Raw genomic sequence first — 18,764 nt, 5'->3', positions numbered from 1 at the left:
GATGGTGTCGACGCGCAACACCTGATCCACCCCAGCGCCTGCATCGCGGGCAAGCCTTGCTCCCACACGTCTCCTTCGCCACATGGGGCAGTGCTTACAGCTAGATAGCCCCATAGCCCAAGCCCGACTGTCATCATTGCTGTCAGTTACGGTCATTGCCGCGCCACCGGGATGTGCGGACAATCGGTTCCAGTTTCCCCATGGATCCACTGTCATGTCGCAACAGGTGTTTTTCGCCCACGCCAATGGTTTTCCCTCGGCCACTTACGGCAAGCTGTTCGCCGCGCTGGCGCCGCAGTACGAGGTCGCGCATCTGGAATTGCACGGCCATGACCCGCGTTTTCCGGCAGACGATAACTGGCACAACCTGGTGGACGAGCTCATTCATCATCTGGAACAACAACCTGAACCGGTGTGGGGCGTCGGCCATTCCCTGGGTGGCGTTCTGCATCTGCATGCCGCATTGCGCTGTCCACAGTTATATCGTGGCGTGGTAATGCTCGATTCGCCGGTGCTGACCCGCGCCGATCAGTGGGTGATCCTGGCCGCCAAGCGCCTGGGGTTCATCGATCGTCTGACTCCAGCGGGACGGACGTTGGGCCGGCGTGAAGAGTTCGCTGACCTGGAGTCGGCCCGGCAGTATTTTTCCGCCAAGACGCTGTTCCGCGGGTTTGACCCGGAATGCTTCGACGCCTACCTGCAACATGGCTTGCAGCAAGTCGGCGACCGCTTGCGGCTGCGCTTCGATCCGGCCACGGAGATCAGCATTTACCGCGGCGTGCCGCACACCAGTCCCGGCCGGGCCCGTATGCTCAAAGTGCCGCTGGCGGTGGTGCGCGGTCGGCAGAGTCGCGTGGTGATGCGCCATCACACCCGTTCGGTGGGTCGAATGCCCCATGGTGAATCCCTGAGCATGCCCGGCGGCCACATGTTTCCCCTGGAACGTCCGCAGGACACGGCCAGGTTGCTCAAGGATCTCTTTCAGCGCTGGGAAGGGCGCAGCTTATGAGTGGGGTTGAAGAAGTCCGTCTGAGCCTGCCCCACATTGAACTGGCGGCCCACCTGTTCGGGCCGGAGGATGGCCGGCCGGTCATCGCCTTGCACGGTTGGCTGGACAATGCGAACAGCTTCGCCCGGCTGGCTCCACGGCTTGAGGGCCTGCGGGTCATTGCACTGGACATGGCCGGTCACGGTCACTCCGGGCATCGCCCACCCGGTGCTGGCTATGCCCTGTGGGACTATGCCCATGATGTGCTGCAAGTCGCCGAACAACTGGGCCTGGCGCGTTTCGCCCTGCTGGGGCATTCCATGGGCGCCATCGTCTCGCTGGTGCTCGCCGGAGCCTTGCCCGACCGGGTCACGCACCTGGGGCTGATCGACGGGGTGATCCCTCCCACGGACAAAGGCGACAACGCCGCCGAGCGCATGGGCATGGCCCTGCAGGCGCAGCTGGATTTGCAACAAAAACGAAAACCGGTCTACAAAACCCTCGACCGGGCCATTGAGGCCCGCATGAAAGGCCTGGTGGCGGTCAGTCGCGAAGCCGCCGAATTGCTGGCCCAGCGCGGCCTGATGCCGGTGCCGGGAGGGTACACCTGGCGCACCGACAATCGCCTGACCTTGCCATCGCCGCTTCGCCTGACCGATGAGCAGGCCATGGCCTTCGTGGCGCGGGTCGCTTGCCCCGCGCATCTGGTGGTGGCTGCTGACGGCATGCTTGCCCGACACCCCGAGTTGCTGGAGCGTCTACCCTTCAGTCATGAACGGTTGCCCGGCGGTCATCATTTGCACCTGAACGACGAGGCTGGCGCCGCGCTTGTAGCAGACTGTTTCAATCGGTTCTTCACCGTTTCTTGACTTGCGCCTGGCAACTGTCGAGGCTGGGCGGGTTGAAAAAGGGAGACAACCATGACAGATCTCTGTTTAGCGGCCTCGCAGTGCATCGATGACACCGGCCTCACCCCAGAGACCCAGGCCATGCCGATCCGATGAAATTATCCATTCATTCACTCGCCTTGCTTACGCTGGCCTGCTTCAGCCCGGCATCGTTTGCCGCCGATGTTCCCGGCAGCCGGGACCTGGAGCGGGTGCCCCGCATGCCCGACGCGCAAATTGTCGATTACCGGCAAACCACTGACCTGGAGCGGATTTATCCCCTGGGTTCGATCCGCAAGATCAGCGGCCAGTTGCGCTTCGATGGGCAGGTCGATGCCCGTGGCAACACCACGTCGGTGACTTACGAACTGCCGCCGGAACACTCCGCCATCCAGGCCTTTACCGCTGCCCGCGAAGCCTTGCAGAAGCAGGACGCGCAACTGTTGTTCTGGTGCCAGGCTCGTGATTGCGGCGAAAGCAGCCTGTGGGCCAACGAAGTGTTCGGCAATGCCAAGCTCTATGGTGCCGATAACGGTCAGTCTTATCTGCTGCTGCGCCTGGCGCCGCCCGCGGATAACACACTGATTGCGCTGTATGGCATTACTCGCGGCAATCGTAAGGCTTACCTGCATGTCGAGCAGTTCGAGGCAAACGCCTCGCTGGGGAACCTGCTGCCCACATCGGCCACGCTGTTGCGCCAGCTCAAGGACACCGGCGTGCTGGACTTGCCGCGTCTGGTCGGCGAACCGGACGAAACCTGGTTGCGCCTGCTATCCCGGGCGCTGAACCTGGACACGGGTCTTCGAGTCACTGTCGCCGGACCCCAGGCCGAGGCCTGGCGGCAAGCATTGATCGATCAGGGGGTCCGGGCGGCGCGAATGGAGGCCGCCAGGGGCGATGCGGCGGGCCTGCATCTTGAGCTGCTGCGTTAAGCTGTCTCGGGTGACGTGCTCACGCCGTCAGCCCGGCCCTGTTTTTATTTCGAGACCTGACATGCTCAATAACGATCGGCTGTTGGTGCAGATCCTGCTCCTGGTGTTGTTCGGTGCAAGCTTCTGGGTGATGGCTCCGTTCTGGTCGGCGCTGTTCTGGGGCGCGGTGCTGGCGTTTGCCAGTTGGCCGCTGATGCGCCTGTTGACCCGCTGGGTCAATGGTCGTGAGTCGCTGGCGGCGGCTTTGCTGACCGTAGGCTGGATGGTGCTGGTGGCGGTGCCGCTGGTGTGGCTGGGCTTCAACCTGGCTGATCATGTACGCGACGCCACGGCATTTATCAAGAACGTGCAGGTCGATGGCCTGCCTGATCCCCCGGTATGGCTGGCGGGCTTACCGCTGGTGGGGGGGCGGTTGGTGGGCATCTGGAACAGCATCGATCAGCAAGGTGCAGCCATGATGGTGTCCGTCAGGCCGTACCTGGGTCAGGTCGGCAACTGGCTGCTGGCTCGCAGTGCCCAAATCGGCGGTGGCATTCTCGAACTGACCCTGAGCATTGTGTTCGTGTTCTTTTTTTACCGTGACGGCCCGCGCCTGGCGGTGTTCGTGCACGGGTTGCTGGAGCGTCTGATCGGCGACCGTGCCGGTTACTACATCGAACTGGTGGCCGGTACGGTGCAGCGTGTGGTCAACGGCGTGATCGGCACCGCGGCGGCCCAGGCGGTGCTGGCGCTGATTGGTTTCCTGATCGCTGGCGTACCGGGGGCATTGGTGCTGGGCATCGTCACCTTCCTGCTCAGCCTGATTCCCATGGGGCCGCCCCTGGTCTGGATCCCCGCCACGGCGTGGCTGGTGTGGAAGGGCGAATACGGGATGGCGGTGTTCCTGGGGATCTGGGGCACCTTCATCATCAGCGGTGTGGACAACGTGCTCAAACCCTACCTGATCAGCCGTGGCGGAAACCTGCCGTTGGTGATCGTATTGCTGGGGGTGTTCGGTGGCTTGATTGCCTTCGGCTTCATCGGACTGTTCATTGGCCCGACCCTGCTGGCGGTGGCCTACAGCTTGCTGACGGACTGGAGCAAGAGCCAGGCGCGATAACCTCACTCCTGAGACCAGCACCAACCTTTTTGTAGTGAGGGGATAGATCCCCTCGCCACCAATGGGCTTCGATCCAGCAGGCAAGCCTGGCTCTGAAAAACCAGGCTTGCCGGTCAATCACGTCGCCACGTTCAGGTATTTCCCCACGGGGGCGACATCATCCAGCGAGTATTGTCGACTGAGGTTGGCGATCATCCTGTTCAGCGCTTCACTGACATTGGTCTGGTCGGTGGAGCTGTCGCTGGTGCGGTTGGCCTGTACCGCGCTGGTCAGTTCGCTGGTGCCGGTGTTGCTCTGACCATCGGCGTCGAGCTGGCTGAACAACGCCTCACTGGAGGCCTGTTGTGGCGGTGGCGGGGGGAGGCTGGCGGCGAGTTCGTCGAGGCTGACGGTACCGTCTTCATTCTCGTCCAGGGCCGAGAACAGTTCCTGGCTGTCGGCAGTGCTGCCGGCGCTCGCCAGACCATTGCTCAGCTCCTCGCTACTTACCTCGCCATCACCGTCGGCGTCCAGGGCGCTGAGCAGCGCATCGGCCAGTTCGGTCGTCGGCGCCTGGTCCCGTGGCGGCGGAGGCGGTGGCGCCATCGCGGCTATCTCATCACTGCTCAGGTCGCCGCTACTGTCGCTGTCCAGGTCGCTGAAATTGTCGCTCAGGCTGACCAGGATGCCGTCGTCACTCTTCTGCGACAGGGCCGTGCTCAATTCTTCCTGATCGACCGAGCCGTCGGCGTTGCTGTCGAGTTTGCTGAGCAGCTCCTTTTGAAACTGCTGGCTGCGGGCACTGCTGGTCGCGGTACTGCTGGTGCTGGTATAGGGCGAGTAACTGCTGACGCTACCGATCATGGGCGCTCTCCTTGGGCTGGAATGCCGGTGGGTGCACCGGCTTATGCAGCGTCGGCGGGGCAGTTGTCGTGGGTGTGTGGAGTTTGTACCGGCGGGTGTACAAACTCAGCCCCCGACGCGGCTCCCACATGGGATTGAGGTGGTTTCAGGCGCGGGGCAAACGGATCACCGCCGTCAATCCGCCCCCTGGCGTTTCTTCCAGGCTCAATTGCCCGCCCAAGCGTTCGGCGGCTTCCCTGGCGATGGTCATGCCCAGGCCGACACCGCCGGAGTTGCGGTTGCGTGAGCCTTCCAGGCGATAGAAGGGCTCGAACACTGCTTCGCGTTTATCCGCCGCAATCCCGGGGCCGTGGTCAATCACCCGAATCACTACCTGGTCGCGCTGGTCTTGCAGCGTAATCAACGCATGTCCGGCGTAGCGCAAGGCATTGTCCATGAGGTTGTTGATACACGAGCGCAACGCCATCGGCTGCACCTGTAACGGCGCGCAACCACCGCTGGCTTGCACGTCGGCACCCTGGTCCTGGGCGTTTTCGCTCAGCGATTCCACCAACGCCTGCACGTCCATCCATTGCAGCGCTTCGCTGGTGCGTTGCTCGTGCAGGTAGGTGAGGGTGGCGTCGAGCATGCCAATCATATCGTTCAGGTCCTGACGCATCTGGCCCTGCAGCTTGATGTCATCGATCTGTTCCAGGCGCAGCTTGAGCCGTGAAAGCGGAGTGCGCAGGTCATGGGATACCGCACCGAGCATGCGCGAACGCTGCTGCACCTGCTCGCGAATTCGCTGTTGCATGAGGTTGAACGTATGGGCAGCCTGGCGGGCCTCCCTAGGGCCGGTTTCTTCCAACGGTGGGCTGTCGAGGTTTTCGCTCAGGCGTTCGGCGGCATCGCTCAGGCGCTGGATAGGCAGGGTCAGCAGTTTGGCGCCGTACCAGGCGGCGACGATCAGGCACACAAACTGAAACGTCAGCGGTACCACCGGCCCACCGAACCATGGGCGCGCAGGGCGGTTGGGTGGGGGCCCCGTGGGCCCAGGGTGCTGGCCTTGCCGGGAAAATTCGGGGGGTGGCCCCAAAGGCGGTTTGTCGTATTGAGAAAACCAGACAAAGGCCAACAGGTGCGCCAGGACGATCGCCAGTAACAGCACGCCAAACAGGCGGCCGAACAAGGTGTCGAGGCGCAAGCGCATCAGCCGATGTCCCGGGCGTCGAACAGGTAGCCTTCGCCGCGCACGGTCTTGATCAGTTGCGGCGCCTTGGGGTCGTCACCCAGCTTTTGGCGCAGGCGCGAAACCAGCAGATCGATGCTGCGGTCGAACGCCTCGATGGAGCGCCCACGGGCGGCGTCCAGCAACTGTTCGCGGCTCAGTACCCGGCGCGGTCGTTCGATGAACACCCACAACAGCCGGAACTCGGCGTTGGACAGCGGCACCACCAGTCCGTCGGCGGAGATCAACTGGCGCAGTACGCTGTTGAGTCGCCAGTTATCGAAGCGAATATTGGCCCGTTGCTCGGTGCGGTCGTCGCGTACCCGGCGCAGGATCGTCTGGATCCGCGCCACCAGTTCCCTGGGTTCGAACGGCTTGGCCATGTAATCGTCGGCGCCCAGTTCCAGGCCGATGATGCGGTCGGTGGGCTCGCACCGGGCGGTGAGCATCAGGATCGGGATGTCCGATTCGGCGCGCAGCCAGCGACACAATTGCAAGCCGTCTTCGCCCGGCAGCATCAGGTCGAGCACAACCACGTCGAAATGCTCGGCCTGCATCGCCCGACGCATGGCCGCGCCATCGTTCACGCCGCTGGCGCGTATGTTGAAACGGGCCAGGTAATCGATCAGCAGCTCGCGGATCGGCACATCGTCATCGACGATCAACGCCCGGGTACTCCAGCGCTTGTCATCGTCGGGCGCTTTTTGATCGTCAGAATTTGCAACAGGGGTGTTCTGCATGGATGCATCATCTGCCAGATAGGCTGCCAACCGCAAAGAAGGCGGCGAGGTTGAGGCTTCAGCATAGGCTTCGTGCCGCTAGGCGTGAAGCGCTGAAAGGACGGGGGTGCGGCGCCAGACGGTAGCGTGCCGGCGTGTTGTGCGCGTGTCATGAGTGTATCGACTTCGACACAAAGGCCGGCATCGTCCATGCTGTCCGGGCGCGATGAGGATTTACCGATCATCGGGTCCCGCACGGGCGCTGGTTCCGCTACAATGCGCGCCGATTTCGACTTGCCTGAGAGCCCACTCATGTCCGCCTGCCAGACGCCCATCATCGTTGCCTTGGATTTCCCTACCCGTGACGCCGCCCTGAAGCTGGCCGACCAGTTGGACCCCAAGCTGTGCCGGGTCAAAGTCGGCAAGGAGCTGTTCACCAGTTGCGCTTCGGAAATTGTCGGGACCCTGCGTGACAAGGGTTTTGAAGTATTCCTGGATTTGAAATTCCACGATATTCCCAATACCACCGCCATGGCCGTCAAGGCGGCCGCCGAAATGGGGGTGTGGATGGTCAACGTGCATTGCTCCGGCGGCCTGCGCATGATGGCGGCCTGCCGTGAAGTGCTGGATCAGCGCAGCGGGCCGAAGCCGTTGCTGATCGGCGTGACCGTGCTGACCAGCATGGAGCGCGAGGACTTGGCCGGTATCGGCCTGGATATCGAGCCTCAGGAACAGGTGCTGCGCCTGGCGGCGCTGGCGCAGAAGGCTGGCCTGGACGGTCTGGTCTGCTCGGCCCTGGAGGCCAGCGCCCTGAAAGCGGCGCACCCGTCGCTGCAACTGGTGACCCCGGGGATTCGTCCGGCGGGCAGCGCCCAGGACGATCAACGCCGCATCCTGACCCCGCGTCAGGCACTGGATGCCGGTTCCGACTACCTGGTGATCGGCCGACCGATCAGCCAGGCGGCTGATCCGGCCAAGGCACTGGCGGCCGTAGTCGCCGAACTGGCCTGATCAGACCTGAAGATCCCGTGTGGGAGCGGGCTTGCTCGCGAAAGCGGTGTGTCAGTTGGCAAAAATGGCGCCTGACAATCCGCCTTCGCGAGCAAGCCCGCTCCCACAGGTGTTTTTGTGACTAGACCTTCAATACCAACTTCCCGAAATTCTCCCCACTGAACAATTTGGTCAGCGTCTCGGGGAATGTCTCCAGTCCTTCAACGATGTCTTCCTTACTCTTGAGCTGCCCCTTGGCCATCCAGCCGGCCATTTCCTGCCCGGCGGCGGCGAACTGAGAGGCGTAGTCCATGACCACGAAGCCTTCCATGCGCGCCCGGTTGACCAGCAGCGACAGGTAGTTGGCCGGGCCTTTCACCGCTTCTTTGTTGTTGTACTGGCTGATGGCACCGCAGATCACTACGCGGGCCTTGAGGTTCAAGCGGCTGAGCACCGCATCGAGGATGTCGCCGCCGACGTTATCGAAGTACACATCCACGCCTTTGGGGCATTCGCGCTTGAGACCGGCATGGACGTCTTCATTCTTGTAGTCGATGGCGCCATCGAAGCCCAGTTCATCGATCAGGAATTTGCATTTGTCGGCCCCGCCGGCGATGCCCACCACGCGGCAACCTTTGATCTTGGCGATCTGCCCGGCGATGCTGCCCACCGCACCGGCGGCACCCGAGAGCACTACTGTCTCGCCGGCCTTGGGCGCGCCCACGTCCAGCAGGGCGAAATAGGCGGTCATGCCGGTCATGCCCAATGCTGACAAGTAGCGCGGTAATGGCGCCAGTTTCGGATCAACCTTGTAGAAACCACGCGGCTCGCCGAGGAAATAATCCTGCACACCCAGCGCACCGTTGACGTAGTCACCGACCGCGAAGGCCGGGTTGTTCGAGGCGACTACCTGGCCTACGCCCAAGGCGCGCATCACTTCTCCAATGCCTACCGGCGGGATGTAAGACTTGCCTTCGTTCATCCAGCCGCGCATGGCCGGATCCAGGGACAGATATTCGTTCTTCACCAGAATCTGGCCGGCTGCCGGCTCGCCGACCGGTACTTGCTGATAGGTGAAAGTCTCGCGGGTCGCAGCGCCTACCGGGCGTTTGGCGAGCAGGAACTGGCGATTGGTCTGGGCAGTCATGGCTGGCACTCAAGATGAATGAAGCCTTGTTGATAGACCTTCGAAGCGCTTGTCGCAAGGTTTGCTGATGCAGCGAATGCAGTTCGATCGAGCCCAGTGATAATGGCGCCGGGGCCGTTATCACTGGCGCCCATGAATACTCAAACGGTAATTGGATAGTGCTGCCGCATCGTCCGGACCTGTGACTAGACTGGCGTCATCTCCCGCACTCTTCGAGGATTTGACAATGAGCATGACGTTTTCCGGACAGGTCGCCGTGGTCACGGGCGCAGCCGCGGGCATTGGCCGTGCGACCGCCCAGGCATTTGCGGCAGAGGGCCTGAAAGTGGTGGCGGCCGACCTGGACGAGGCGGGTGGCGAGGGCACAGTGCAGTCGATTCGTGAGGCGGGCGGTGAAGCGCTGTTCGTGCGCTGCGACGTAACGCTGGAAAGCGACGTGCAGAACCTGATGAGCGAAGTAATCAATGCCTATGGCCGGCTTGATTACGCCTTCAATAACGCCGGGATCGAAATCGAAAAGGGCAAGCTGGCCGACGGCACCCTCGATGAGTTCGACGCCATCATGGGCGTCAATGTGAAGGGCGTCTGGCTGTGCATGAAGTATCAATTGCCGTTGCTGCTGGCCCAAGGGGGCGGTGCCATCGTCAATACCGCCTCGGTAGCGGGTCTGGGGGCGGCGCCGAAGATGAGCATTTATGCAGCGTCCAAGCACGCGGTGATCGGCCTGACCAAATCGGCGGCGATTGAATACGCCAAGAAGAAAATCCGCGTGAACGCGGTTTGCCCGGCGGTAATCGACACCGACATGTTCCGTCGTGCCTATGAAGCGGATCCGAAAAAAGGTGAGTTCGCCAACGCCATGCACCCGGTAGGACGCATCGGCAAGGTCGAGGAGATCGCCAGCGCGGTGCTGTATTTGTGCAGCGATGGCGCTGCATTCACCACCGGTCATTCATTGGCGGTGGACGGCGGCGTCACGGCTTTCTGAAGAACGTTGTATTTAGCGTGTAGGACTAGGCCCGCACTCGTTGTGGGCTTTTTCTTTGGGGGTTAAAAATGCCCCGTGTCAGCCCCTGAATGTGTTTCAAAGGGTGAGAATCGACCGTTTTGGCGACGTTGTCGTACATCGTCCAGAGACGGCCTGTGCTTAACTGTTTCCAGAGATAAAACAGTTGCTTAGGAGCTTGGTTACTCATGGAGTTGAGAATCGACCGGCAGGCCCTGGTGCCTGTCGTGCAGCAAATTGTCGACGCGCTGGCCGGCTGGATTCGACAGGATGCGGTGCAACCGGGAACCCGACTGCCCTCCATTCGCCAATTGGCCCGGGAGAATTTGCTCAGTCAGTCCAGTGTCAACGAGGCGTGTGAACGCCTGGTGGCCCAAGGGGTGTTGGCGGCGCGCCATGGTTCGGGTTTTTTTGTCGCGCCGCCTCCGTCGTCCAGCTACGAGCCCTCCGACAAAGACTGGCTGGAAGACACGCAGATCACCCAGGAAAGCGTGCCCCATAGTTCGCAGTGGGAACTGACGCTGGGCTGTGGCGGGCTGCCCGAGAGTTGGCGCGAAAGCGATGATCTGGGCTACGCGATCCGTCAGGTCACCCGCACCGATATGGCAGGGCTGTTCAGTTACAGTACGCCGATGGGGCTGCCCGCTCTGCGGGAGCAACTGTCCAGGCGCCTGAAACAATTCAATATCCACGCCGATAAAAACCTGATCCTGACCACCACGGGCGCGACCCACGGTCTGGACCTGATTGTGCGCACACTGCTTGAGCCTGGATGCTGCGTTGTGGTGGAGAGTCCGGGGTATTCGAAGCTGTTCGACCTGCTCAGGTTTCATGGCATCGACATGATCGAACTGCCCAGGACTCCGCGCGGCCCGGACGTCGATGCACTCCAATGTCTCTTGGCGACGCATCGGCCCAGCGCTCTGTTCGTCAACAGCGCCTGCCACAACCCGACCGGCAGCAGCCTGGCCCCGGCCGTGGCCCAGCAACTGCTGCAACTGGCGAAAAAACACGCCATGTTGGTGGTCGAAGACGATGTCTATGCCGACTTCCAGAACTCAACCCGGACCCGACTGGCAGCGCTGGATACCGACGTGGTGTACGTGGGCAGCTTCTCGAAAACCCTGAGCAGCTCATTGCGAGTCGGTTTCGTCGTGGCCGGATCGTCTGTCATCGCACGCTTGAGGGACGTCAAGGGCATTACCAGCATGGGCAGTTCACGCTTCTGTGAGTCAGTGCTGGCCAATCTTCTGGCCAGCGGCGCCTATCGCAAACTGGTCCAGCGTCAGCGCCAGCGTTTGAGTGCCGACATGGCAGCGGTGTTGCAGGTGCTGGAGGATGCGGATTGGGAAGTCTTTGGCCGGCCGGCCGGCGGACTGTTCATTTGGGCGCGTCCACCGTTATGCGACTACGCTGCATTGCAGCGCTTGGCCAAGCGGTTCGGTGTGGTGCTTTCTTCTCGTACAGCGTTCAGCCCGTCGGGTGCTGTCAGCGACTGGCTGCGGATCAACGTGGCCCACGCCTGCGATTCGAGGGCCCAGGCATTCTTCCGCGCGGCGGCTCTGGATCGACCTCAATTGTCCTGAAAACGACGGCGCTGTAGCTTTTTGCCATTATTCCGACGCCAGCATCTTGTGTTACAGGGCATCTCGTTGCGAATCTGCAATCAACACACACTGGCAGAGGACTGGGCGCAATGATTTCGGCCGTGCAAAGACGTTTTGCCAACCTGGGTATGGCAAAGAAACTGGGCCTGGGGTTTGTCCTGGTGCTGCTGCTTACCGCCGTGGTGGCGGCCATCGGTGTCTGGTCCCTGCAGACCATCAGCTATCGTTTCGATGGCCTGAAACAGATGTCATCCCTCAATAGCGGCTTGCTCAAGGTCCGCCTGCTTGAGCAGGAATACGCCTTGCGCTCGGACCCGAAAACGGTCGATGCCTTGCGGCTGGGCGTGGACGGACTGATTGCCCAGGCCAACGAGCTCAAGGCGCAATCGGCGGCCAACGTGCCGGTGATGAACGACGTGGAGCAAGCCTTGGCGGCTTATCGCAAGGCGTTCGACGAATTCGTCGAGTTGAGCCAGAGCAAGGATCTGGCACTGGAAATGGCCAGTTGGTCAGTGTCCAGCGTTGCCAATAACCTGGATGTGCTGCAAGCGGGCCTGGCAGATGATGGCGCTTATACCCTGAAAGAGTCCGAAGGCAAGGAGGGCGGCGAGTTCATCGAACAAGCCAATCAGGTCAGCGAAGTGTCACGGTTGATGTTGCAGGCCATGAACGAAGCGCGGGTACGCCTGGATCAAAGCCGCAAAGGTTCTGAAGAGGGCGGGCAGGGCACTATCGAACAGGCCGAGCAAGCCATGAAGCAGGCCGAGGTGCTCAAGACCGCCGTCAAGGACCCGGGATACCAGACCGTGCTTAACGAAGTGGCCGGGCATATCGCTGGTTTCAACGAAAAACTCGCTGAATACACCGGGCTGCTGGCCCAGGAGAAAATCGTCTACCAGCAACTGCACGAGCGTGCCTCCCAGGTAGTGGAGCGGGTTGACCAGGCTTACACCGCCGAGGACGGTGCCATGCAGACGGAACTGAAGAAGAATTCGCTGCTGATCATCGGCTCGTCGGCCCTGGCGCTGCTGGTGGGACTGATTGCGGCCTGGGTCATTACCCGGTTGATCGTCGGGCCGTTGCGCAGCGTCATCCGTGTTGCACAGCAGATTGCCTCGGGCGACTTGAGTGCAACGGTGCAGGTGACGCGCCAGGATGAGATCGGTCAACTGATGCTCGCCATGCAACAGATGGGGGCGGGCCTGAGCAGTATCGTCAGCGGTTTGCAGGCCGGTATCGAACAGTTGGCCAACTCTGCCCAATCGCTGTCGGCCGTGACCGAGCAGACCAACCTGGAGGTCAGCAGCCAGAAGGAGGAGACCGAACAGGTCGCCACGGCCATGAACCAGATGACCGCCACCGTGCACGACGTGGCGCGCAATGCCGAAGAGGCGGCCCAAGCGGCCCAGACCGCCGACGATAAGGTTGAAAGCGGTCAGCAGGTGGTGCGTCAGAGCATGGTGCGCATTGAACAATTGGCCGACTCGGCCACTTCAGCCAGCAGCAGTATCGAAAGCCTCAGCGCTGAGATCCAGAACATTGGCACGGTGTTGAGCGTGATCAAGAGCGTGGCTGAGCAGACCAACTTGCTGGCGCTCAATGCGGCCATCGAAGCGGCCAGGGCCGGTGAGCAGGGCAGGGGCTTTGCGGTGGTGGCCGATGAAGTGCGGGCCTTGGCCAAGCGCACGCAACAGTCCACCGAGGAAATCGAACGCCTGGTGAGCGCCTTGCGCTCAGCAGCCCAGACCTCCGTGCAGCAGATCCAGAGCAGTGGCGAGCTGGTGAAGATGGCGGTCAGTGATGCCCTGCAAACCGAAAGCGCCCTGGGGAGCATTGCGGCGGCGGTGTCGCTGATCCAGCAGATGAATCAGCAAATTGCGGCGGCGGCCGAGCAACAGAGTTCGGTGGCTGAAGAGATCAACCGCAGTGTCACCAGCATCCGCGCCAGTGCCGATCAATCTTCCCTGGCGATGCAGGGCAATGCCGCGTCGAGCATTGAGCTGGCGCAGCTAGGGGTTGAGCTCAAGGGGATGGTGGGGCATTTCAGGCTGTGAGCTGTCGACGGACCCTGTGTAGCGAGGGGATAAATCACCTCGCTACACAGGAGTCAGGCTTGAGAGCCTAACCCGAATATCAGTCGTAAACCTTCTTCTTCTTCCACTCGTCGTTTACTTCGGCGTCCTTCAGCCCTTCGGTCAACTGGTTGACTTCGCCTTCGACTGGCTGGGTGCTGGCCAGAACCATGGCATTGGCGCGGGCCAGGAGTTTTTCCAGGTAGTCCAGTTGTTCGGCATAGACCTGCGGTTCCTGTTGCTTGCGCAGGTACTGCACACCCCGTTCGAACGCCAGGCGGGCCTGCCCCGGTTGTTCTTGCTGCAAGGCGTGTTGGCCGAGATTATTGAAGAACTCGATGTGCAACAGCACCAGGATGTGTCGCACTTCGCGGATCCAGCGCTTGGCTTCGTTGGGCGGCAGGAAGCCATCCTGGGCGGCGCGGGTAATCTGACCGTGAAGGGCCTCGAGCAGAAACCGCACATCCTTGGCCTTGGCTTCGGTCTGGATCGGTGCCGGTGGGTTGTTCACCGGAATCGATTCACCCTGGGCGGCGAGTGCATTCAGTTCGTCCAGGCGCGCCTTGACCGCCGTATTGGTTTTCTCCAGGTTCAGCAGGCGCTGGCAGACGTTGATCTCAAGACGCGTGATCAACAGCTTCAGGGCCGGGGTCATCAATTGTCCGGGAAAGGTTTCAGTGAGCTCGCCACAACGACGCAAGCGGTCGTTGAGTTCAATCTTGGTACGGGCCTTTTCCAGCTTGTTGTTTTCCACCACATGGTTCATGTAGCCAATGGCGATCAACAGTGCGATCCCGGCTACGACGAGCAGGGTGATCATGAGTGGTGTCACCGGTAAGACCTCTTTATTGGGGTTCGCATATCAAGAGTGTAGTGGCTTGGCTTTTAAGCGCATAGGCCTGTGCGATGCGATTAGACAGGCGTGGCACTGCGTATGGAAGTGCGGCGAATATGGATGCACATTGCCACTATTTGTCGGACACGACTATAACGTCTTGGCGGATGACAGAATATAGGCGCCAGAGACCGGACGGGCAAAATGTGCGAACAGCCCCTAAACCGGGCGAAGTCATTGATTTAAATAAATTTATATCTGGGGGTTGACGACCCAGCAATCCATCCATAGAATGCGCGCCACTTACAGCGTAAAGCACTTAGCCAAACGCGATAAGCAGTGAATGTTGTACGTGTGTCCCCTTCGTCTAGTGGCCTAGGACACCGCCCTTTCACGGCGGTAACAGGGGTTCGAGTCCCCTAGGGGACGCCAATGCGGGAATAGCTCAGTTGGTAGAGCACGACCTTGCCAAGGTCGGGGTCGCGAGTTCGAGTCTCGTTTCCCGCTCCAATTTTAAACAGCGTTGCCTTCGGGCAGGGCTGAGTGAAACCAGAATCGATATCTTCGGGTGCGGATCTGGGCACTGGAACACACACCATGTGTTCCGGGCAGCGTGTCCCCTTCGTCTAGTGGCCTAGGACACCGCCCTTTCACGGCGGTAACAGGGGTTCGAGTCCCCTAGGGGACGCCATTTGCGGGAATAGCTCAGTTGGTAGAGCACGACCTTGCCAAGGTCGGGGTCGCGAGTTCGAGTCTCGTTTCCCGCTCCAAATTCAAAAAAACGCCGCTCATTGAGCGGCGTTTTTTTTCGTCCGTGAAAAAGCGCGCTTCAATCTTCGAGGCTCTCCACCAGGCTCTCAAGTGAGTCTGCACGCTCGTTTTCCGGCAGATCGGGAGCGGGAATCATTGTTCGCATCTGCCGCGCCAGGCGGTATTCACTGGGTGTGCAGTTGGCGTACTGCTTAAAGGCGCGGGCGAAGTAGGAGGGATCCTTGAACCCTGCCTCATAGCCGATGCTGGTGATAGGCATCTGGCTATTGTCGAGCAGTTCCTTGGCAAAGCTCATGCGTTTGTTCAGCACGTAATCGGTGAAGCCAAGCCCGTTGGCTTCCTTGAACACACGGCTGAAGCGAAACGTGGTCATGCCGCATCGCTTGGCCAGGTCCCGCTGATCGATGCTGTCGCGAAAATGCTGGTCGATGTACAGCATGATATGGCTCAGGGCCTGGTGTTTCTGGTGCCCCGAGGTCAGGCGGATGCTGTCTGGCAGGGTTGGCGCGTGGTCGATCAACGAAGTCTTGCGCGGGCCACAGGTGTGGCGGCGTAACTCGCATAATTGCACCAGGGCAGTCAGGTAGCGCTTCCTCTCTGTGGCTGACAGGGGCAGTACCATGTATTCCCACACACTCGAGCGCATGGCCCAGACGGCCAGTTCTTCGGAGTGCTGCACGGTGAACATGGTGATGGGAGTGGCAGGGACGGTGCGTTTGATCTCCAGCAACCGCCTCAGGCCCGGCGTATCCGGGCGATCGAAATGGATGCAGATCATGTCCGCCTGTTCCCCGCCGGGCAGCAGGGCATCTTTTGCCTGGGTGCAGTCGCAAGTGTCCTCGAACTGGCTGACAAGTTCCGGGGTGGACCGATCGTGAGTCAGATCGAACCACAACAGCTTTGGCTTTCTAGTCAGATTCGATGGCATGTGCTTACCACTCAGCGTTGCGACTGCCCTTAAGCTAGCAGTATTGCCAATGTGCCATCACTTCGCCGAATAATTTTTTATAAAAAGCCGGTTTTTTAAGCGCCGTATGCTCAGAACGCCAGAGCGCGAATCGTTGCGAGTTGCAATCGCAAGGCATGCCTGGCTCCCCCCGCAAAATAATCCTAGCGATGTGCAAAATCCTCCTAACGGCTATCCCCACCCGCTGACTAGGGTTGCATCAGGCAGTTGCAAATGTACTGCCTCTGAAAACAACCCTGATGAGGTGCGCAAAATGACTCTTCAAACAATCAAGGCTTCGGTGCTGAAGTTCGCCAAAGATGAAGACGGCCTGACCATTGTGGAATACGCCGTGGCCGGTGGGTTGATTACGGTGTTGGTGGCCGCCGCCTTCGTTCTTCTGGGCGGTGCCGTGAATACCAAGATCCGCGCGCTGTGCCAGGCCGTCAACGGCAACGTTGCCTGCTGATAGCGATAACTGCGCGGGGACACGGCCGCTTTCAAGGAAGCCTCGCTTGCGACTCTTTTGCTGTGAGTACAACGATTCATTCAAATGGACTTGGCGTTGTCCCCGACAACTCAGTTCATGGCGTTACAACCTTTATTCAAAGGTGAGGTGAAAAAAATGACTCTGCACACAATAAGAACTTCGATCAGCCGGTTCGCCAAAGATGAAGATGGCCTGACCATTGTTGAATACGCCGTCGCGGGAGGTTTGATCACGGTGTTGGTGGCGGCAGCCTTCGTTCTTCTGGGCGGCGCGGTGGACACCAAGATCCGTGCGCTGTGCCAGGCCGTCAACGGCAACGTGGCCTGCTAACGATAACTGCAACAGGGAGACGCGCCATGTCCATGGAATTGCTGGTGTCGACGGTGCTGCTGCTAGGACTGCTGGGTGTGGCGGTGGTGAGCGATTTGCTTCGCCACCGCATCCCCAACACGCTGGTCCTGTTGGGCCTGGCCTTGGGTTTGGCCGGTCAGACTTATACAGGCGGGATCAGCGGAACGGGCGACAGCCTGCTGGGCATGCTGGTCTGTTTTGCGCTGTTTTTGCCCATGTATGCGGTGGGTGGCATGGCCGCCGGAGACGTCAAGTTGATGGCCATGGTGGGCAGTTTCCTGCCGGTTCATTACGCATTGTGGGCTGCGCTGTTCAGTCTGATTGCTGGTGGCGTGTGCGGTTTTCTGATCGTGCTGGCCCGCGGTCAGTTGCTCCAGACCCTCCAGCGTTACTGGCTGATTGTGCGGGCCCAGGCTTACCTGGCACCTACCGCGGATGAAGTGGCCGGCAAACCTTTTCCTTATTCGATCGCGATCCTGATCGGCACCTTGAACAGCGTCTACTGGCAGCTGATTGCCGATGGCTGGGGAGTCTAGTCATGCACGTCATCAACGATAGTGATGCCTACCCCAGTGAACGGGAAGCGGTGCAACGCCTGGCACCTCAGCCATGCACGATTCAAGACACCGGCCTGACCGACAGTTTTCTCGGCGAGCTGGTCTGCAAGCATCTGCACGACGCCGGTGTGTTGGACCTGCCGCGGCTGGTGGAACGCCTGGCGCTGACCGGCGCGGTACTGGAAGAAGTCCTGGCGTTCCTGCGCAAGGACGGTCGTGTCGAAGTGCTCGGCCAGCTCGGGCAAACAAGTGTGCAGGCCTTGCGTTACGGCCTGACCGAACGTGGCCGCAGTGCCGCCCGCGATGCCCTGTCTCGCAGTGGCTATATCGGTGCGGCACCTTTTCCGGTGAGTAGCTATCGGTCCCTGATCAAGATCCAGACCATTCACCATGGGCGTATCACCGCCACCGACATGCAACGGGCCCTGGCCGGCATGGTGCTGTCGCAAGGCATGCTCGATCAGTTGGGCGTGGCACTGAATTCAGGGCGGGCGATCATGATTTACGGCCCGGCGGGCACGGGTAAGACCTATGTCAGCAGTCGTCTTATCCGTCTGTTCGCCGAGGCCATCTGGGTGCCCCATGCCATCGTCATCAACGAGTCGGTGATCGAGATCTACGACCCGCAGGTGCATCAGCGTCTGGATGACAAGAGCCAATCGAACAATCTGATGCTCAACGAAGGCATCGACCGTCGGCTGCTGTGCTGCAAACGCCCGATTGTCATCACGGGCGGCGAGTTGAACATGGAGCAGTTGGATGTTCGCTATGACCCTTTTACTCGCCAGTACCAGGCCGCGTTGCAGCTCAAGGCCAGCAACGGCCTGTTCATCATCGATGACATGGGACGCCAGCGCATGGCCCCGGCCGAATTGCTCAACCGCTGGATCGTGCCGATGGAAGAAAAGCGCGACTTCATCAACCTGGGCGGCGGTCGCCATTGCGAATTGCCGTTCGATCTGGTCCTGGTGTTTTCCACCAACCTCAACCCCCTGGAACTGGCTGACGAGGCCTTTCTGCGCCGCATTGGCTACAAGGTGCAGTTCGGTTACCTCAAGCCCGAAGAATACGAGCGCATCTGGCGCCAGGAGTGCGAACGTCTGGGCATTCCCCATGACCCGCTGCTGGTGCGCTATGTGCTGCAGCAGCTTTATGCCGGCGAGGGCATGCCGCTGGTGCCTTGCCATCCCCGTGACCTGTTGAACATGGCGCTCGACCGCCAGCGTTACCTGGGCGGTTCCGGGCCCCTGTTGCCGCAAGAGCTGGAATGGGCCTGGCACAACTACTTCGTTCAGCTCGACTTCCTTTGAATCGGAG

18 protein-coding genes, 4 tRNA genes and 1 pseudogene are annotated in these 18,764 nt (G+C 60.7%); 17 read left to right on the top strand and 6 right to left on the bottom strand.

Translation table 11 applies throughout. The features are described from left to right. The first annotated feature begins 214 nt into the window (after positions 1-214). From AC3I65_RS18755 to AC3I65_RS18740, 4 genes are all read left to right on the top strand, one after another. Positions 215-1,009, top strand: coding sequence for an alpha/beta fold hydrolase (locus AC3I65_RS18755; RefSeq protein ID WP_047230345.1), 795 nt, complete (start codon positions 215-217; stop codon positions 1,007-1,009). Next, complete coding sequence (locus tag AC3I65_RS18750) at positions 1,006-1,857, top strand: alpha/beta hydrolase (protein ID WP_047230346.1); 852 nt, start codon at positions 1,006-1,008, stop codon at positions 1,855-1,857. The genes AC3I65_RS18755 and AC3I65_RS18750 overlap by 4 nt, the downstream gene beginning before the upstream one ends. A gap of 143 nt (positions 1,858-2,000) precedes the next feature. Continuing rightward, entirely contained in the window at positions 2,001-2,807 is an 807-nt protein-coding gene (locus AC3I65_RS18745; RefSeq protein ID WP_047230358.1) for a DUF4892 domain-containing protein, read from the top strand. Between the two features lie 61 nt (positions 2,808-2,868). Further along, positions 2,869-3,906: an AI-2E family transporter gene (locus tag AC3I65_RS18740; RefSeq protein WP_047230347.1), complete on the top strand. Its 1,038-nt coding sequence runs from the start codon at positions 2,869-2,871 to the stop codon at positions 3,904-3,906. A 117-nt stretch (positions 3,907-4,023) separates the two neighbouring features. On the opposite strand, the gene xopAW is transcribed toward AC3I65_RS18740, so the two are convergent. The 3 genes from xopAW to AC3I65_RS18725 all read right to left on the bottom strand — a co-directional run bounded on the left by xopAW (position 4,024) and on the right by AC3I65_RS18725 (position 6,696). Next, complete coding sequence (xopAW, locus tag AC3I65_RS18735) at positions 4,024-4,749, bottom strand: EF-hand domain-containing protein (protein ID WP_139049443.1); 726 nt, start codon at positions 4,747-4,749, stop codon at positions 4,024-4,026. A gap of 145 nt (positions 4,750-4,894) precedes the next feature. Further along, positions 4,895-5,938 carry a sensor histidine kinase gene (locus AC3I65_RS18730; RefSeq protein ID WP_173406682.1) on the bottom strand — a complete coding sequence of 348 codons (1,044 nt, stop codon included), beginning with the start codon at positions 5,936-5,938 and terminating at the stop codon, positions 4,895-4,897. Next, positions 5,938-6,696: a response regulator gene (locus AC3I65_RS18725; protein ID WP_047230350.1), complete on the bottom strand. Its 759-nt coding sequence runs from the start codon at positions 6,694-6,696 to the stop codon at positions 5,938-5,940. The genes AC3I65_RS18730 and AC3I65_RS18725 overlap by 1 nt, the downstream gene beginning before the upstream one ends. Positions 6,697-6,987: 291 nt before the next feature. Here AC3I65_RS18725 and pyrF point away from each other — a divergent pair, with 291 nt between their 5' ends. Beyond that, positions 6,988-7,686, top strand: a complete 699-nt coding sequence (gene pyrF / locus AC3I65_RS18720; RefSeq protein WP_160893102.1) for an orotidine-5'-phosphate decarboxylase — start codon at positions 6,988-6,990, stop codon at positions 7,684-7,686. 121 nt (positions 7,687-7,807) lie between these two features. Here the strand turns inward: pyrF and AC3I65_RS18715 are convergent, their stop codons facing one another. Next, on the bottom strand, positions 7,808-8,812 hold the full coding sequence (locus tag AC3I65_RS18715) for an NADP-dependent oxidoreductase (RefSeq protein WP_047230351.1): 1,005 nt from the start codon (positions 8,810-8,812) through the stop codon (positions 7,808-7,810). Between the two features lie 226 nt (positions 8,813-9,038). Between AC3I65_RS18715 and AC3I65_RS18710 the strand changes: the two genes are divergently transcribed. The 4 genes and pseudogenes from AC3I65_RS18710 (at position 9,039) to AC3I65_RS18695 (ending at position 13,479) form a co-directional block, all read left to right on the top strand. Beyond that, complete coding sequence (locus AC3I65_RS18710; protein ID WP_160893097.1) at positions 9,039-9,800, top strand: SDR family oxidoreductase; 762 nt, start codon at positions 9,039-9,041, stop codon at positions 9,798-9,800. A 206-nt stretch (positions 9,801-10,006) separates the two neighbouring features. Next, positions 10,007-11,404 (top strand): aminotransferase-like domain-containing protein, encoded by a 1,398-nt coding sequence (locus AC3I65_RS18705; protein ID WP_488524066.1) that lies wholly within the window; start codon positions 10,007-10,009, stop codon positions 11,402-11,404. Positions 11,405-11,514: 110 nt separating this feature from the next. Next, positions 11,515-12,618: pseudogene (locus AC3I65_RS18700) on the top strand (HAMP domain-containing protein); the annotation flags it as partial. Further along, the gene (locus AC3I65_RS18695) at positions 12,598-13,479 is read left to right on the top strand and encodes a methyl-accepting chemotaxis protein (RefSeq protein ID WP_370695205.1); all 882 of its coding nucleotides are present in this window, start codon (positions 12,598-12,600) and stop codon (positions 13,477-13,479) included. The pseudogene AC3I65_RS18700 and the gene AC3I65_RS18695, both read left to right, overlap by 21 nt. A gap of 79 nt (positions 13,480-13,558) precedes the next feature. Here the strand turns inward: AC3I65_RS18695 and AC3I65_RS18690 are convergent, their stop codons facing one another. Beyond that, complete coding sequence (locus tag AC3I65_RS18690; RefSeq protein ID WP_076383820.1) at positions 13,559-14,317, bottom strand: hypothetical protein; 759 nt, start codon at positions 14,315-14,317, stop codon at positions 13,559-13,561. A gap of 371 nt (positions 14,318-14,688) precedes the next feature. Here AC3I65_RS18690 and AC3I65_RS18685 point away from each other — a divergent pair. The 4 genes from AC3I65_RS18685 to AC3I65_RS18670 all read left to right on the top strand — a co-directional run bounded on the left by AC3I65_RS18685 (position 14,689) and on the right by AC3I65_RS18670 (position 15,102). After that, positions 14,689-14,764: transfer RNA gene (locus AC3I65_RS18685), tRNA-Glu, on the top strand. Positions 14,765-14,766: 2 nt separating this feature from the next. Then, a tRNA-Gly gene (locus tag AC3I65_RS18680) sits at positions 14,767-14,842 on the top strand. Positions 14,843-14,947: 105 nt separating this feature from the next. Continuing rightward, a tRNA-Glu gene (locus AC3I65_RS18675) sits at positions 14,948-15,023 on the top strand. 3 nt (positions 15,024-15,026) lie between these two features. Continuing rightward, positions 15,027-15,102: transfer RNA gene (locus AC3I65_RS18670), tRNA-Gly, on the top strand. Between the two features lie 59 nt (positions 15,103-15,161). Here the strand turns inward: AC3I65_RS18670 and AC3I65_RS18665 are convergent. After that, the gene (locus tag AC3I65_RS18665; protein WP_160893093.1) at positions 15,162-16,031 is read right to left on the bottom strand and encodes a response regulator transcription factor; all 870 of its coding nucleotides are present in this window, start codon (positions 16,029-16,031) and stop codon (positions 15,162-15,164) included. 292 nt (positions 16,032-16,323) lie between these two features. Between AC3I65_RS18665 and AC3I65_RS18660 the strand changes: the two genes are divergently transcribed. From AC3I65_RS18660 to AC3I65_RS18645, 4 genes are all read left to right on the top strand, one after another. Further along, positions 16,324-16,518: a Flp family type IVb pilin gene (locus AC3I65_RS18660; RefSeq protein WP_008070254.1), complete on the top strand. Its 195-nt coding sequence runs from the start codon at positions 16,324-16,326 to the stop codon at positions 16,516-16,518. 156 nt (positions 16,519-16,674) lie between these two features. Further along, positions 16,675-16,869, top strand: a complete 195-nt coding sequence (locus tag AC3I65_RS18655; RefSeq protein WP_047228300.1) for a Flp family type IVb pilin — start codon at positions 16,675-16,677, stop codon at positions 16,867-16,869. 26 nt (positions 16,870-16,895) lie between these two features. Further along, positions 16,896-17,426 (top strand): A24 family peptidase, encoded by a 531-nt coding sequence (locus tag AC3I65_RS18650; RefSeq protein WP_047228159.1) that lies wholly within the window; start codon positions 16,896-16,898, stop codon positions 17,424-17,426. Between the two features lie 2 nt (positions 17,427-17,428). Next, entirely contained in the window at positions 17,429-18,757 is a 1,329-nt protein-coding gene (locus tag AC3I65_RS18645) for a P-loop NTPase family protein (protein ID WP_047228160.1), read from the top strand. The last annotated feature ends 7 nt before the right edge of the window (positions 18,758-18,764 follow it).

It is taken from the genome of Pseudomonas sp. N-1-13 (assembly GCF_057787095.1).
The sequence above is the reverse complement of the archived record's forward strand: the minus strand, read 5'-3'. Positions and strand labels throughout refer to the sequence as shown.